The organism is Arthrobacter sp. KUASC02 (assembly GCF_059739395.1).
The window spans coordinates 1,727,691-1,743,021 of sequence record NZ_AP046053.1 but is presented as its reverse complement, the minus strand read 5'-3'; the positions used below and the strand labels follow the sequence as shown (position 1 = coordinate 1,743,021).

Sequence of the window (15,331 nt, the reverse complement as noted above, 5' to 3'; positions counted from 1 at the left end):
GGAGGTCATTCGTCGGCGGGACGGTCCTGGATGACGCCGCCGTACCAGTGCTCAATCAAGGACCGGGCAATGGACAGCCTGCTGGAAATGACGATTTCCCCGCTCAGCACGGCCGCCTGAAGTTCCGCACGGCTGAACCAGCGCGCCCGGGTGACCTCCACGCCGTCGGGCATTGCCTCGGTGTCCTCCGTCCGGGCGGTGAACCCCAGCATCAGCGACGCGGGGAAGGGCCAGGACTGGGACCCGAGATACTGGGTGGCGGTGATCCGCACCGCCACTTCTTCCTGGATTTCCCGGACAACCGCCTGCTCCAGGGACTCGCCCGGCTCCACGAACCCGGCCAGGGTGGAATAGTTCTTCGCGTCGAGGGGGCCGCCGCCACCGAGCAGGAGCCGGTCATCCGGGCCGACCACCGTCACGATAATGGCCGGATCCGTCCGGGGGTAGTGCTCGGAGTTGTCGGCAGGACACCTGCGGACCCATCCCCCGGCCTCAACGAGCGTCGCGGCGCCGCACCGCGGACAGTGAACGTGCGTGGCATGCCAGTTGGCGATCGCGCTGGCTTCGATGAAGAGGGCGGTGTCGGTGGCATTCAGGCGGGCAGCCACGTCCCGGAATCCCGTCCACACGGCATCGGAGGGTATTCCGGCGATGCCGCGTTCAAACTGCTCCGCCCGGACCTCAAAAGGCTCCTCCAGGACAAAAAGGACGATTTCCGTCCCTTCGTCCAGGTGCGAGCCGGCGAGGGCGGAGCCGAGGTAGATGGTCATGGCGGGGGGCGATCCGGCCTCGCCCAGGCTCGCCGCGAGTCCGGCGGCGTCCGTCAGCAGGAGGCTGTCGCCGCAGACCAGAGCCTGGCGGTGTGAGAGGACCATGGCCAGCGCCCGGCCGGAATTGACCACCGAGTCCACCATGCCCGGCTTCATCCTGGCGCCGGATCCCCTGTCAATGAGGGCAGGACGGACCGGGAGGACAGTGTCCATAAGGTGGTTCGCCGGCAGCCGCTTCAGCGGAGGCGTACCGCCGGGGGCCGCATCCTGCGCTCCCCTTGTTGGTTCCGCCTTATTTTGGGATGCCGGTGACTCCGCAAGACTCATGTACCCACCGTACTGACTCCGGCTGACAATTGACATTTTGCTCCGGCCGCAGAGGGCCCCCGCTGCAGTGTTCCGGACACTGCTTTGGCAAGTGGATTAGTCACGATCTGAAGACTCGCCGCAGTACATCGCCATCTTGGGCGCCAGTCAATCTACCGTGGATGGGTGAGAAGAAAACCGATCGAACTGGCAGCTGTAGCAACTGCGGCAGTCCCCGGACTGACGCCCACCGCCGTGAGTTCCGCGCCCGACGATCCGGCGGACTTCGATTCGGCCCTTCTGCTGGACTCCGAGGGAAAGCAGTGGCGGGTGCGTTCACCCCGGCACGCCGAGGCCAGCACCCGCCTGGAAACCGAGTTCATGGTGCTCCGCGCCTTTGCTCCCGGAATCAGGGCCGAACTGCCCTTTCTGATGCCCACGGTGGCGGGCACCGTCCGTCAGGGCGCACTCAGCACCTTTGTGTACTCGCACCTGGCGGGCACCACCCGCAGCGTCGAAGAACTGACGGCCGGGCCGGAAGCCCTGGCGAAGGAAATAGGCGCGGCACTGGCCGCCATTCACGACCTTCCGCGGACTTTGGTCAGTAATGCCGACCTGCCCAGCTACACACCCAATGAGTTCCGGCAGCGCAGGCTCAACGAACTCGACCAGGCGGCCACCACAGGGAAGATCCCTCCCGTGCTCCTGCGACGTTGGGAACATGCACTGGAAGACGTCTCGCTCTGGCGTTTCAATCCCTGCGTTGTCCACGGCGACCTGCATGAGGACAACATCCTGGTTGAGGGGAACCGGGTGACGGCTGTAACGGGCTGGACCGATTTGCGCATCGGCGACCCCGCCGACGACATGGCCTGGCTGGTGGCCTCCAACGAACAGGGCTTCGTGGACGCCGTGCTGAGCCACTATACGTCCGGCCGCCGGGATGCGCCGGACGCCCACCTGCTGCGCCGCGCCGCGCTTTCCGCCGAGTTCGCGCTGGCCCAGTACCTGGTCAAGGGCCTGGCCGCCGGAAACGAGTCCATGATCGGCGAAGCTGAAGAAATGCTGGCCTCGCTTGCCGAGGACATCGCCGAACACGGCGGCCAGCCCATCAGCGTGGAGCCCTTGCCGCAGGCCGCCCCTGCCGTGCACGTGGAACCCGTTCCGCAGGCCGCCCCTGCCGTTCACGTCGAAGCCGTTCCGCAGGCCGCCCCTGCCGGTGCCGGGGCTGTGCCTTCGGTCCATGTGACACCGATCCCGGCCGAACAGCCCGCCACCGCCGACGCCTCCGGTCCAGCCAAGAACGGTGAAGCCGGACAGGCTGCCAACGCCGGAGGGGAAACCACGCCCCATGACCCGCCGGCCGCGGACGACACGTCCACCGCCGCTATTACGATTGTGGACGCAAAGTCCCATTAGCCGATCCGGATGCTTTCGCCAGGGCGGTGGTTCCGCCCAGGGCAGCCGTCACGATATCCTCCAACTGCTCCGCCGTGCCGAGGTCGTGGGGGCGGACCACCTGGTTTTCCCCCACGTAGTAGAACGCGGCCCGGACATTGTCGAGCGGCACTCCCTTGAGCCGGGCCCAGGCAAGCCGGTAGACGGCCAGCTGGACGGCTTTAACCTTCAGCTGCCCGCCAGCGGGACGGCGGCCCGTCTTCCAGTCCACCAGGTCCCAGCGCCCGTCGGCGTCCCGGAACACGGCATCGATCCGGCCGCGCACCACAACGTCTCCGATGCGCGTTTCCACCGGAACCTCCACATGGGCCGGGGCGCGGTGTGCCCACTCCGAATTCCGGAACGTCTCCACCATGGAGTCCAGCCCGTACGCCTCGTCAATATGGTTGTCCGAGCCCGGCGCCTCCTCCAGTTCCAGCATGCCTGCTTTGCCGAAGTACTCTTCCACCCAGGCGTGGAAAGCCGTGCCCTTGCGGGCGGACATGCCTGGCTCCCTGGGAACGGGACGCCGCAGCCGTGCAAGGACCAATCCGGGATCATCGCCCAGGTCCACAAACGTTGACGCAGAGATGTGGCCGGGCAAGTGGACATCCTGCACCGCAGCCCTGCGGTAGCGGCGTTCCAGCAACAGGGCCGCCTCCTGCGCCCAGTTGGCCGCAACGCTCCGGAGCTGACGTGGCCCCTCCCCTGCTGCGGGTCCTTCAGCGTCCCACGACGGGCCCGCGGCCATGGCCTCGCGGACCCTTCCGGCGGCCGTTTCCATCGCTGCCCGCCGTCCCGGCACCAGCCTCAGCCTGGCCCCCGTGCGCGGATCAGCGGGCCCTTCCAGCGGGTCGTACGGCCACAGTGCCAGTTCCAGGTCCTGGGTCAGCGGGCTTTCCACCGGCAGTGATGATTCCTCCACCGACGCGGAATGCACGACGGCGGCATGTTCCGCCGCATCGTCCGCCGGACCTGCGGCGGGCTCCCGGGCCGCCCCGGCCGGGCCGCCGCTGCCTGTCACGACACCCGCCAGGGGCCCCAGCTCGGAAAGGAACGGCGACATCTCCGCCATACCGGCCCGGGAGCCCACCCAGGCCGCGCTGGATACCCACAGCACGTATTTCGCCCGGGTGTAAGCCACGTAGGCCAGCCTGCGCTCCTCGGCTTCACCGTGCGCCTGGACGTCCGCTTTGAAGTCTTTTTCTGCATCCAGCCAGCCTTTTTGATCCGGTTGGTCCAGGTCCCATTGCGGCAGGTCGGCACGGTCACCCCGCAGGGGCCAGGGCAGGGCGGCACTGCCGCTGCTCCAGCGCGAATCGCGGCTGCTGGGAAACGCTCCCGCGTTCAATCCGGGAACAAACACGACGTCCCACTCCAGGCCCTTGGACGCATGCACCGTCAACAGCTGGACGGCTTCATGGTTGACGTCCGGAGCGGCGACGTCCAGCCCGCCCTCCTCCGTGGCCGCGGCCTCCAGCCAGGCCAGGAACGCCAGGACGTCCACCCGGTGGGAGGTGTGGAGGAATCCTGCCGCGGCATCATGGAATGCATCCAGGTTTCTCCGGGCCTGATGGATGCTGATGCCGGGACGGGCCGCTACTTCGATATCCAGGAGCATGGCCCGTTCCACCTCGCCCAGCAGGGTGGTGAGGTCGTCACCCATGAATCCCCGGAGCTGCCGGAGCTCGGCCGAGAGGGCGTGCAGCCGGTTGAGGGCCTCCGGGCTCAGCGTCCGGCCGTGGGCCGACGTCCAGCCTTCCCGCGGAAGCCAGTCCAAGGCTTCCACCAGGCTTGCCGAATCGGTGATGTCGCTTTCGATGACGGCGGCATCGGCATCATCACCTTCATCGGCACCCTGCCCCGGGTGTACCCTGCGGCGGGCAAGGAATGAAGACCAGTCCCGGAAGGCCATGAGGTCGGCCGGTCCTATCCGCCAGCGCGCCCCGGCCAGAAGACGCATGAGCGAGTCCGAACGGCCGGGATCGGCGAGCACGCGCAGCGTGGCGACCAGGTCAACAATTTCCGGGGTGTCCAGGAGTCCGCCGAGGCCCACGATTTCGTAGGGTATGCCGCGCACTTCGAATTCACGCCGGATACATTCCATCTGGGCGCGACGGCGGCAGAGAACGGCCATCGCCGGAGGTATCCGGTCTGTTCCGTCGTTGTCTTCGAAATCCGTGACGCGGTACCGCAGGACGTCCGCCGCGATGGCCTTGGCCTCGTCCTCGTCCGTTGCAAAGCGACCGATGACCACCTTTCCCTGGGCCGCCGCGGGACTGGGCTGCAGCGGCGGAACCTCCACGGAGTCCGCCGCGTCCCGCTCCCCCGCAGGCCCGGCTTGAATGGCCGCAGCGCTAAGTGGTGCCGAAATGACATTGGCGGCGGACAGGATGTTGCGTCCGTTGCGCCACGCGGTTGTCAGGTAGGAGGTGGGTGCCACCGCGAAAGATTCCCCGACCCGGACGGGGAATTCACGAACAAAATGGAACAGCTGGCCGGCAGACGCTCCCCGGAAGCCGTAGATGGACTGGTTCGGGTCACCTACCGCTGTCACGGCATGGCCGCCGCCGAAGAGCCTGGAGAACAGCACGAGCTGGGCGTGCGAGGTGTCCTGGAATTCGTCTAGCAGCACCACTTTGAACCGCTGGCGTTCCACTTCGGCGGCCAGCGGGATCTCGCTGGCCACCCGCGCGGCAAGCGCCACGAGGTCGCCGAAGTCCAGCGCGCCCCGGACCCGCTTCGCGTCCGCGTACCGTCCCACCATCTCGGCGACGCTGGCCCTGGTGCGCAGCATGGCGCCGAGTTCCCCGGCGGCCTGGGTGGGGTTTTTCTTGGCTCCGGCCACATAGGGCAGGGCTTCAAATTCGGCGACGCGCCCCATCAGCCATTCCTGCACCTCGGCGGGATCCCGCAGGTGTTCAGCGCACTCGCCAGCCAGCTGGATGACGGCTTTCACCAGAGTGGACTTGGCAGCACGGAAGTGCTCGTATTCGCCGTCGAAAGCCTCGACGACTTCGCTGGCCAACTGCCAGGCCTGTGCTCCGCCCAGCAGGACAACATCACGTTCGACACCGAGCCGGAGACCGTAGTCGGACACGATCCCGCTGGCGTACGAGTGATACGTGGAAACCTTGGGTTCCAGGGCATCCTCGCTCAGCAGGCCTGCCGGGAATATCCGGTGTTCGGTGTCTTCCGCGGCAATCCGCTGCAGGGCCGCCAGCTTGGCCCGGATCCGGCTTGCCAGCTCACCGGCCGCCTTGCGCGTGAACGTCACCCCCAGGACTTCTTCGGGCCTGACCCATCCGTTGGCAACGAGCCACACAACGCGGTCTGCCATGGTGGCGGTCTTGCCGGATCCGGCCCCTGCAATGACCAGTCGCGGCGTGAGTGGCGACGATATGATGGCGGACTGCTCCGCCGTGGGACTGTTGCGTTCGCCCAGCATGGCAGTCAGCTCTTCAGGGGAGAACCGCGGCGCCGGTACGTCAGGGGGCGTCGTCATTCAGTAACCTGCTTTCCGCGAAGGCAAAGGGGACAGACCTCAGGCAACCGGCAGCCGTGGCCGCCGTGGCCTGACTTGGCCGGATCGTGGCGGGCTTCAAAAACGCTGCCGGACATAAGCCGTGCGGCCTCGTTCACCATGTCCAGAGCCCAGTTGTTCTCGGAGCTGTCCAGCGGCTCCTGGACCTGGATGCCGGGGCCCTTGTTGCCCGTGCCAAGCTGGGCAAGCACGGCCCCGCCCGGCTGTACGCCGCCCGGCTGAAGGGCCACCGTGCCCGCTTCCACGAACCCTCCGGCCAGTACCGCAGCCTGGTAGGAACCCAGCTGCGGGTGGCGCGCGAGATCAGCTTTCGACGGCTGGCGCTTGCCGGTCTTGAGGTCCACGATCACCAGCCGCCCTTCGGCATCGATTTCCAGCCGGTCGACTTGTCCGCGGAGAACAGCGGACCTGGTCTCAGGGTCAGCGGCCGTTTCCGCCGGCTGCCCCGGCTGTCCCGGCTGCGGAACGTCCACGATATCCGCCAGTTTCACTTCGAAGTCCAGCTCGACACCGACAAGGCTCCTGCCTTCACTGCGCATGACCAGGATGTACTGGGCCAGCTTCCGGACCATGCCCTCGGCGCGCTGGAAATCCAGCTTGCCCTCCCAGTTGTCCTTCATGCCCAGTGCGGGCCATCGCCGGACCAGCTCAGCAACGTATTCCGATCCCGACGCATCCGGCAGGTCCTGCGCGATGGCGTGGACCAGCGTGCCCAGGCTCCTGGCAAAGTCGGTGGCCGCTTCTCCGCCGGCAGCCTGAATGAACCAGTCGAGCGGAGACTTTTGGACCGTCTCCACTTTGGACGGCGAGACGAACACAGTTCCCCCCGCCGGGACAATCCGCTCCCCCGAAGACAGCGGGGCGAGCCCCCACCAGGAGTCGGGATTGGCGCCGGGCACGGATGGTTCGGCCACGGCCAGCCGCCCAAGGACCCTGGCGGCCTCGACGGATTCGGCGACCGACTTCCCGTCCAGTTGCGCGTGCTGCCGAAGTTCGGCAACTAGGGCACGGAGGGTCATGGGCCGCTCCACCGGGGTGAAGGTGCGCCTATCCTGCCCGGGACGCAGCGGGGCCACGTAGTCCAGGAAGGAGGAGGGCTGTTCGTCCTCCGACGACACAGCCGTGCAGATCAGCACTTCCCGTGCCCGGGAGACTGCCGTGGAGAAGCTGCGGAGTTCGTCGTACCGGATTTCGCGCAGCCTGCTGATGGGCCCCAGCTGCAGGGCGTGTTCCACCCCGTGCTCAACGGCGTCAGCGAACAGCGTGCTGCCCAGAAGCTCCCCGCGGAGCCTGGTGTTGGGCCACACCCCCTCCTGCAGGCCGGAAATAATGACGACGGGCCATTCACGTCCGGCAGCACTCGCCGGCGTCATGAGTTCCACCGCGTCCTCCAGCTGCGCCCGGGCCGCCAGGGTGTCCATGGGCAGCTCCTGGCTGAGCAGATACTCCAGGAACTGATCCGGGCCCGACCCTGGCAACTGGTCCACGTAGCGTTCGGCAGTATGGAACAGCGCCATCATGGCGTCCAGGTCGCGGTCAGCCCTGGCCCCTGCTGCGCCGCCGGTCAATGCCGCGTCGGTCCAGCGTGCGGCAAGTCCGGTGGAGTTCCAGAGCGCCCAGAGCACTGTTTCCGCGTTTCCGCCCGGCGCTGCCGCCGCCACCCGACCGGCCTCGATCATGCGCGCGACACGGCGGGCAGAGCGGCCTTCGATACCCGTAGTCGCCAGCGCGCCCGGTTCCAGCAGCGACTCGACAAGCAGTGCATCACTGGTGCGGCCGCCGCCGCCGAGGATCTCCTCGCGGCGCAGGGACTGGCGCAGGCGGCGCAATTCGATGGAGGTCGCTCCGCCGATCCGGGACGTCAGCAGCGCCACAGCCGACTCCGGGGTCAGCGCGGCAGGATCCAGCGCCACGGCGTAGGCATCAAGCAGCGGCCGCACTGCCACTTCATCCCGGACCGCGGATTCGGCCACGGGAACCCGCACTGGAATGCCGTGGCCGGCCAGGTGGCGCTGCAATTGGTTCAGCTGCCCGCCGTTCCGCACAATCACCGCGATGTCGCCAAGCTCCCGGCCCTGGCTAAGGTGCGCATCGAGGATGCGCTGCGCCACATAGCGCAGCTCCTGGACCGGAGAAGGGAGGACGTGGCCCTCCACATCACCACGGACAGGGACACCATTCTGCTGGCCCTGCTGCCGCTGGCCGCCGGCGGGTTCGGCGCTTTCCAGCCTGCGGGCCGAGCGGCCACCCGCACGTTGTGAGATGCGTGCCGCCACCTCAAGCCAGGCCTGGGCGACGGCGGGAGCGTGGCGGTGAGTCACCCGGAGCGGGCGTTCCAGGACTGTGTCCGCCGCCGAAGGATCCCGGAGGCCCTCGCCGGGGGCGCCGGCGGAAGCCAGCAGGTGCGGCAATTCAGCCGTGAGGTCGGGCCTGGCGCCGCGGAATCCCTGGACAACGGTGTCCGGGGACGACGTCACATAGACATCCTTGCCTGCCGCGATATCGGCCAGCAGCTCGAACACTGCCGGGTTGGCTTCCTGGATGTCGTCCACCAGAATCAGCTGCAGGCGTTCCCGCTCGGCGGCCAGGAATTCGGGCGAGTCCTGGAAGATCTGGCGTGCCGCCGTGATGATTCCCGCGGGGTCGAAGGCCTCCGGCATGCGCAGGTCCAGGACGTCGCGGTACTCCGCATACAGCGCCGCCGCAGCGATCCAGTCCGGACGGTTGCACTGTCCGGCCAGCTCCACCAGGTCGTCGGGCGTCCGGCCGGACTCAATGATCCGGTCAAAGAGCTGGCGTACCTCATGGCGGAAGCCACGGGTTTCCAGTGCGGCGCCCAGGTCTTCCGGCCAGGGCAGTTCAAGGCCAGGAAGGGCGTGGCCTTCAAGCAATTCCTTGATGATGAGGTCCTGCTCGGGCCCTGAAAGCAGCCGCGGCGGTCGCGGCAGCGGAAGGATGCCTTCCGCTTTGGCACGCCGGATCAGATCGAAGGCATACGATGCCCAGGTGCGTGCCGGCGTCGTGCTGAGGCTCCGGTTGAGCCGGGCCGTAAAGCGGTCCCTGAGGGAGTCGGCTGCGAGGCGGCTCGGCGCCAGCACCAGCATTCTTTCGGGATCCACGCCGTCGCGCTCGGCCCGGCGCACGGCCACTTCTATGAGGACGGTGGATTTTCCGGTGCCCGGGGCACCCGGTACCAGAACCGGACCGGACCCGTGCGGGACATCCACGGCCGCCTGCTGGTCCGGTGACAATGCCGGAACGACGTTGAGGACCTGCCTGGGTGGAAGGAGCCTCAGTCCGGCTGCCGTTCCAGCGGGCCTGCCGACCGTTATCCGGCCTGTTGATCCGTCTGCCCGCCCGGACTCGATCCTCTGTCCTGTCTGGATCCGCTGTCCCGACTGAATCTCAGGGGAGTCGTTGGTAAGTGTCACACAGTCATTTCATCATTGGGGGCTGACATTTTATGGAGCCGCCGCTCCAGCCGCTCTGCAATCAGGTCAATGAGGTCGAAGTCACTGTCCAGCGGCGCCCAGCGCGCTTCCGCAAGGTCAACGCGCCACCGGCCTTCGCCGGTCCGGACGAAGTCCAGGTAGCGGCCCAGGAGCGGGGTGCCTTCCCGGAGATAGTAGGTCAGGGCTTCGGCTTCAAGTCCCTGCGGTGCTTCGCCGCTCGCCCTCAGGACCCGCCACCAGGGGACGGCGCTGCCGTGGTGGCTCATCACCGCGCCCACCTGCCGCGCACCGCCGGAACCAAGGAGCTCGGCAACGTCGCCATATGCCACAGCTGATCCCGTGGGAACCAGTTGAACCACGGACAGTACCGCCTCGACATACTCCGTGCGCATGAATCCAGCGTAGCGGTTCCCCGGCATCCGCGAGGCGGCACGTGTGGGCGGCCGCCCGGGAAGCGGCCACCCGCGGGGCAACCGGACCGCCGGCGGGCGGCACGCCCACGGCCTGGCGCAAAAGTGTCAGAGGCAGCGGGTAGTTTTGAACTATGAGCACCAGGAACACCAGCATCAGCATCACCACTGGCAGCGGCACCACCAGCGGCACATGGGACACACGGCCCCGGGCCGCCTTCGATCTGGAGACCACCGGCCGCAACTCGCGTGCCGCCAGGATCGTTACGGCGTCGGTCACCGTGGTGGATGCCGATGGAAGCGTCATCAAGGAGCATGAATGGCTCGCGGATCCCGGAATCGAGATCCCCGCCGAAGCCAGCGAGGTGCACGGTGTAACCACCGAACGGGCCCGCCAGGAGGGCCGCCCGGCCGCGGAAGTGACCCGTGAGCTCGCCTCGGTGCTGCAGGGATTGTTCGACGACGGTGTTCCGGTTATTGCGTTCAACGCAAGCTATGACTTCACGGTGCTGGCGGCCGAGTCGGCCCGCTACGGCATTCCGCAACTGGACCGCTTCCCGGTCCTGGATCCGTACATCATGAACAAGCAGGTGGACCGGTACCGCAAGGGCAAGAGGACACTGACCGCACTCTGCGAAGAGTACGACGTCAATCTCGACAACGCCCACACGTCGGCAGCGGACGCCCTCGCGACGCTTCGAATGCTGGACGCGATGGCCGGCAAGTTCCCGAAGCTCCGCATGGCCGCCGGTCAGCTCCACCAGCTGCAGGTGGGATGGGCGGCCAGCCAGGCCGCGGACTTCCAGACGTATCTCCGCAAGACCAAGCCCGCCGCCGTGATCGAGGGCGAATGGCCGGTCCTGCCGCCCGAAGACGCCAGCGGGGGCGACTTCTAGGCGCAGTACCAACCCGGTCACCCCGGGAAAAGGACACGGTCTGGGACGAGGATCACAGTGCCCGGCAAGGTTACCGGCCGGCTCAGGTAGCCGGTGCAATTTTGCCTGTCACAGTACGGCCGCACGGGCAGCGCGGCAATCGCTTCGAATCGGAACTTAATGCGGCGGCCAGATCATTACACCGAACATACTGCGGAAGTGACTCGCCAAGGGCTCCGCTGACATAATTAAGTTCAAAAGCGTGCTTGTGCTATGCCCTGCCCGAGGCCAACCTCCTGAGGATAAATGATCACAGTTACTGACCTGCGAAAGGTCTACCGCCAGGGGAAAAAGGAAGTGGTTGCCCTCGACGGCGTCACCCTTTCCGTTCCCAAAGGTTCCATTCACGGAATCATTGGCCATTCAGGCGCCGGGAAATCAACCCTGGTGCGTTGCCTGACGCTGCTGGATCGTCCGACGTCGGGGTCCGTCAGTATTGACGGCACGGAACTCAGCTCCGTCAGGGACTCCGAAATCCGTGCGGCCCGGCGCCGCATCGGCATGGTGTTCCAGCACGCGAACCTCATGGACTCCCGCACTGCGGCCGGCAACGTGGCGCACCCCCTGGAGCTGGTCAAGACGCCGAAGGACAAGATCCGCGCCAAGGTTGCGGACCTGCTGTCCCTCGTGGGCCTGGAAGGGTTCGAGAACGCCTACCCCTCCCAGCTGTCCGGCGGGCAGCGCCAGCGGGTGGGCATCGCCCGGGCACTTGCCGCCGAGCCCGACGTCCTGTTGTGCGATGAGCCCACCTCTGCCCTGGACCCTGCGACCACGGACGAGATCCTCGACCTGATCCAGGACCTCACGAAGCGTTTGCAGCTCACGGTCCTGATCATCACGCACGAAATGAACGTCGTGAAGCGTGTCTGCGACTCGGTATCCCTCCTGTCCAAGGGCCGCATCATCGAGCACGGGGCGCTCAAGGACGTGGCCGGGGATCTCGAGAGCAAGCTGGCCAAGGCACTCCTGCCGCTCCCGGCCTCGGAGCCCCTGAAGGGTGCACTGCAGGGCGGCCCGGTCCTGGAAATCCTGTTCGCCGGCGACAACGCCAAAGAACCTGTCCTCACCGGCGTTGCACGGCACTTCGACATTGACCTCAATGTCCTGGCCGGCAGCGTCGAGACGCTGGGCGGCCAGCAGTTCGGGCACCTCCGTGTCCAGCTGGCCGAGAATGCGGATTACGACGCCGTCCTCGCCTACCTCCACCAGCGCGGAATAGGCGCCAAGCTGGCAGGGACCAAAACAACAGCCAGCGACACCGTGGACCTGGACGCCGTGGACCTGGACGAGGCTGATTTGGACCGGGCTGGTTTGGACAAGACTGGACTTGGCGACGCGGCGGGAAGGAACTCATGAACGACATCTTCAGCAACCCCGTCCTGGCGAAGGCACTGCCCGAAGCCATCGTTGAAACACTGCAGATGGTCGGAATTTCGGCCTTCTTTACTGTGCTGGTGGGCCTGCCCCTGGGCGTCTTCCTGCACGTCACGGCGCCGGGCGGATTGCGTCCGATGCCCGTCACCAACCGGATCATGAGCGACGTCATCGTCAACATCACCCGGTCCATCCCGTTCGCCATCCTGATGGTGGCGCTCATTCCGCTGGCCCGCCTGCTGACCGGCACGAGCCTTGGGCCCATCGCGGCGTCAGTCTCGCTGTCCATTGGGACCATCCCCTTCTTCGCCCGCCTGGTGGAGACGTGCCTCCGGGACGTCCACCATGGCAAGATCGATGCCGCCCAGGTCATGGGGTCCACCAAAATGCAGGTCATCAACAAGGTGATGCTGCGCGAATCGCTCCCGGCCCTCGTAGCCGCCACAACCACCACCGTGGTCACGCTGGTTGGATACTCGGCCATGGCCGGCCTGGTGGGCGGCGGCGGACTCGGGAAGCTGGCATATAACTACGGCTTCCAGCGATTCGATGTCACGGTCATGATCGTCACCATCGTCCTGATCATCGTCCTCGTTCAGGTCATCCAGCTGGTCGGCGAGCAGATCGCCCGCAGCCTCGACCACCGCTAGGCCAACGCCACCGCCAGGCCAACGCCACGAACCAGCCGTCGTCCAACGGGCACGGCAATCTTCACCGCAGCAGGTAGCCGCCCGCTGCATCTGTGCCGGAGACAGCGCCGGGCGCACGCCCGCCGTCGGCCTCCCAGCAATTCGAAAGGAACGCACCCGATGCGTAAATCACTCTCCCTCCTGGCCACCGGTATTGTCACCGCCCTGGCCCTGACGGCCTGCGGCGGTTCCTCCAGCCCCAGCGCCCAAACCACCACCCTTGACCCGGCCAAGCCCGCCACCCTGACCGTCGGTGCAAGCCCGGTCCCGCAGGCCAAGATCCTGGAATTCCTCAACGAGGACCTTGCGCCCAAGGCCGGCCTGAAGCTGGACATCAAGGAGATCGAGGACTACCAGACTCCGAACACCGCCCTGAGCGACGGTTCGCTGGACGCCAACTACTACCAGCACCTCCCCTGGTACGAAGACCAGGTCAAGACCAAGGGCTACAAGTTCGGCCACGGCGAAGGCGTCCACATCGAGCCTTACGCTGCCTTCTCCGAAAAGGTCAAGGACATCAAGGACATCAAGGAAGGCGCCAAGGTCGCCATCACGAACGACCCCTCGAACCAGGTCCGGGCGCTCAAGGTCCTCCAGGTTGCCGGGCTCGTCAAGGACATCAAGGACGATTCCTCGGTGCTGACCCTCACCGACGAGCAGAACCCCAAGAAGCTGAAGTTCTCGGAGAACCAGCCCGAACTGCTGATCAACGACCTCAAGGACCCGTCCGTGGACCTGGCCCTGATCAACGGCAACTTCATCCTGAAGGCCGGCCTGAGCACCAAGGACGCCCTCGCAGTGGAGTCCGTGGAGAACAACCCCTACGCCAACTTCCTGGCCTGGCGTGAAGACTCCAAGGATGACGTCCGGATCAAGAAGCTGGACGAGCTCCTCCACTCCCCCGAGGTCAAGGCCTTCATCGAGAAGGAATGGCCCAACGGTGACGTGACGGTGGCCTTCTAAGGCTTCCGCGCCACAGCATTAGCAAGAAATCCCCGCCTCCCGGACGTTTCCCCTCGCTTTTAGCGGGGATTCGTCCGGGAGGCGGGGATTTCTGTTGTGGGCCGTTACAGCCCGGCAGGCACCTCTGCAGCCGCCGCAGCCCGCGCTGCGGCGGGGAGCGCCTCGAAGATCCGGTTCATGGCGGCGTCGTCGTGGGCCGCGGAAAGGAACCACGCTTCGAAGACCGACGGCGGCAGGTAAATGCCGGAGTCCAGCATCGAGTGGAAGAAGGGCGCGTAGCGGAACACTTCCTGGCCCTGGGCGTCGTCATAGTTGTGCACGCCCCGCGCCGAGGTGCCGAAGGCCACCGAGAAGAGGTTTCCGGCCCGCTGGATGGAGTGGTCCACCCCGGCGGCATCCAGTGCCGAGGACAGTGCCCCGGAAAGCTCCAGCGAGCGTGCATCGATAAACGAGTAGACCTCGGGGGTGGCGTGCGTCAGGGTGGCGACACCGGCGGCCATGGCCACCGGGTTTCCGGACAGCGTTCCCGCCTGGTACACGGGCCCGAGCGGCGCCAGGTAGTCCATGATGTCCGCCCGGCCGCCGAGGGCCGCCGTGGGCATGCCGCCGCCGATGACCTTGCCGAAGGTGAGCAGGTCCGGGCTCCACGGCTCTGCTGCATCTGCCGCGCCGCCGGTGAGGCCCCAGTAGCCCGAGTACCCAGTGCGGAAGCCTGTCAGGACTTCGTCCACGATGAGCAGGGCGCCGTGTTCACGGGTGATCCGCGAAAGTCCGGCGTTGAACCCGTCGCCGGGCGTGACCACTCCCATGTTGGCCGGAGCCGCCTCCGTGATGACGGCGGCGATGTTGCTGCCGTGCGCGGCAAACGCGGCCTCGACGGCGGCGAGGTCGTTGTACGGCAGCACCAGGGTTTCGGCGGCGGTGGCGGCCGTGACCCCGGCGGATCCGGGCAGAGCCAGGGTGGCCACGCCGGATCCGGCCGCGGCGAGGAGTCCGTCGAGGTGGCCGTGGTAGCAGCCGGCAAACTTGATGATCAGGTCGCGGCCGGTGAAGCCGCGGGCCAGGCGGACGGCCGTCATGGTGGCTTCGGTGCCGGTGGAAACCATCCGGACGCGTTCGGCGGCAGGGACGCGTTCTTTTACGATCGCGGCAAGGTTGGCTTCGTCCGGGGTGGAGGCACCGAACGAGAGTCCGCGGTCCACGGCGGCGTGGACTGCTTCGAGCACGGCGGGGTGGGCGTGGCCCAGCAGCGCGGGACCCCAGGAGCACACCAGGTCCACGTACTCGGCGCCGTCGGCATCCGTCAGGTACGGGCCCTTGGCCGACACCATGAACCGCGGAGTACCGCCCACGGAACCGAAGGCCCGGACGGGAGAGTTGACGCCGCCCGGCATGAGCTGGCGTGCACGGTCGAAGAGTTCCTCATTGCGAGGAGAGCTGGAAGTCATGGT

Annotated in this window: 10 protein-coding genes; 5 read left to right on the top strand and 5 right to left on the bottom strand. The window is 66.8% G+C overall.

What is annotated here, in order from left to right:
• Positions 1 to 5 precede the first annotated feature (5 nt).
• A complete protein-coding gene (gene nudC / locus AC6JAC_RS07990; protein ID WP_497964211.1) occupies positions 6 to 983 on the bottom strand; it encodes an NAD(+) diphosphatase in 978 nt (325 codons plus the stop codon).
• A 279-nt stretch (positions 984 to 1,262) separates the two neighbouring features.
• Here nudC and AC6JAC_RS07985 point away from each other — a divergent pair, with 279 nt between their 5' ends.
• Positions 1,263 to 2,495 (top strand): macrolide 2'-phosphotransferase, encoded by a 1,233-nt coding sequence (locus AC6JAC_RS07985; RefSeq protein ID WP_497964209.1) that lies wholly within the window; start codon positions 1,263 to 1,265, stop codon positions 2,493 to 2,495.
• Here AC6JAC_RS07985 and AC6JAC_RS07980 read toward each other — a convergent pair.
• From AC6JAC_RS07980 to AC6JAC_RS07970, 3 genes are all read right to left on the bottom strand, one after another.
• Complete coding sequence (locus tag AC6JAC_RS07980; protein ID WP_497964207.1) at positions 2,467 to 6,018, bottom strand: ATP-dependent helicase; 3,552 nt, start codon at positions 6,016 to 6,018, stop codon at positions 2,467 to 2,469. The two genes, AC6JAC_RS07985 and AC6JAC_RS07980, sit on opposite strands and share 29 nt — an antisense overlap.
• A complete protein-coding gene (locus AC6JAC_RS07975) occupies positions 6,015 to 9,389 on the bottom strand; it encodes an ATP-dependent helicase (RefSeq protein WP_028272600.1) in 3,375 nt (1,124 codons plus the stop codon). The genes AC6JAC_RS07980 and AC6JAC_RS07975 overlap by 4 nt, the downstream gene beginning before the upstream one ends.
• Positions 9,390 to 9,484: 95 nt before the next feature.
• Positions 9,485 to 9,901, bottom strand: coding sequence for an MGMT family protein (locus AC6JAC_RS07970; protein ID WP_028272599.1), 417 nt, complete (start codon positions 9,899 to 9,901; stop codon positions 9,485 to 9,487).
• A gap of 152 nt (positions 9,902 to 10,053) precedes the next feature.
• Here AC6JAC_RS07970 and AC6JAC_RS07965 point away from each other — a divergent pair, with 152 nt between their 5' ends.
• From AC6JAC_RS07965 to AC6JAC_RS07950, 4 genes are all read left to right on the top strand, one after another.
• Positions 10,054 to 10,815, top strand: coding sequence for a 3'-5' exonuclease (locus tag AC6JAC_RS07965; protein ID WP_051629069.1), 762 nt, complete (start codon positions 10,054 to 10,056; stop codon positions 10,813 to 10,815).
• Between the two features lie 285 nt (positions 10,816 to 11,100).
• Positions 11,101 to 12,210 (top strand): methionine ABC transporter ATP-binding protein, encoded by a 1,110-nt coding sequence (locus AC6JAC_RS07960; RefSeq protein ID WP_051629068.1) that lies wholly within the window; start codon positions 11,101 to 11,103, stop codon positions 12,208 to 12,210.
• Positions 12,207 to 12,878 carry a methionine ABC transporter permease gene (locus tag AC6JAC_RS07955; RefSeq protein WP_028272597.1) on the top strand — a complete coding sequence of 224 codons (672 nt, stop codon included), beginning with the start codon at positions 12,207 to 12,209 and terminating at the stop codon, positions 12,876 to 12,878. Before AC6JAC_RS07960 ends, AC6JAC_RS07955 begins: the two co-directional genes overlap by 4 nt.
• Before the next feature lie 159 nt (positions 12,879 to 13,037).
• A complete protein-coding gene (locus AC6JAC_RS07950) occupies positions 13,038 to 13,880 on the top strand; it encodes a MetQ/NlpA family ABC transporter substrate-binding protein (protein ID WP_028272596.1) in 843 nt (280 codons plus the stop codon).
• A gap of 104 nt (positions 13,881 to 13,984) precedes the next feature.
• Here AC6JAC_RS07950 and hemL read toward each other — a convergent pair whose 3' ends face one another.
• The gene (hemL, locus tag AC6JAC_RS07945; RefSeq protein WP_028272595.1) at positions 13,985 to 15,328 is read right to left on the bottom strand and encodes a glutamate-1-semialdehyde 2,1-aminomutase; all 1,344 of its coding nucleotides are present in this window, start codon (positions 15,326 to 15,328) and stop codon (positions 13,985 to 13,987) included.
• Between the last annotated feature and the right edge of the window lie 3 nt (positions 15,329 to 15,331).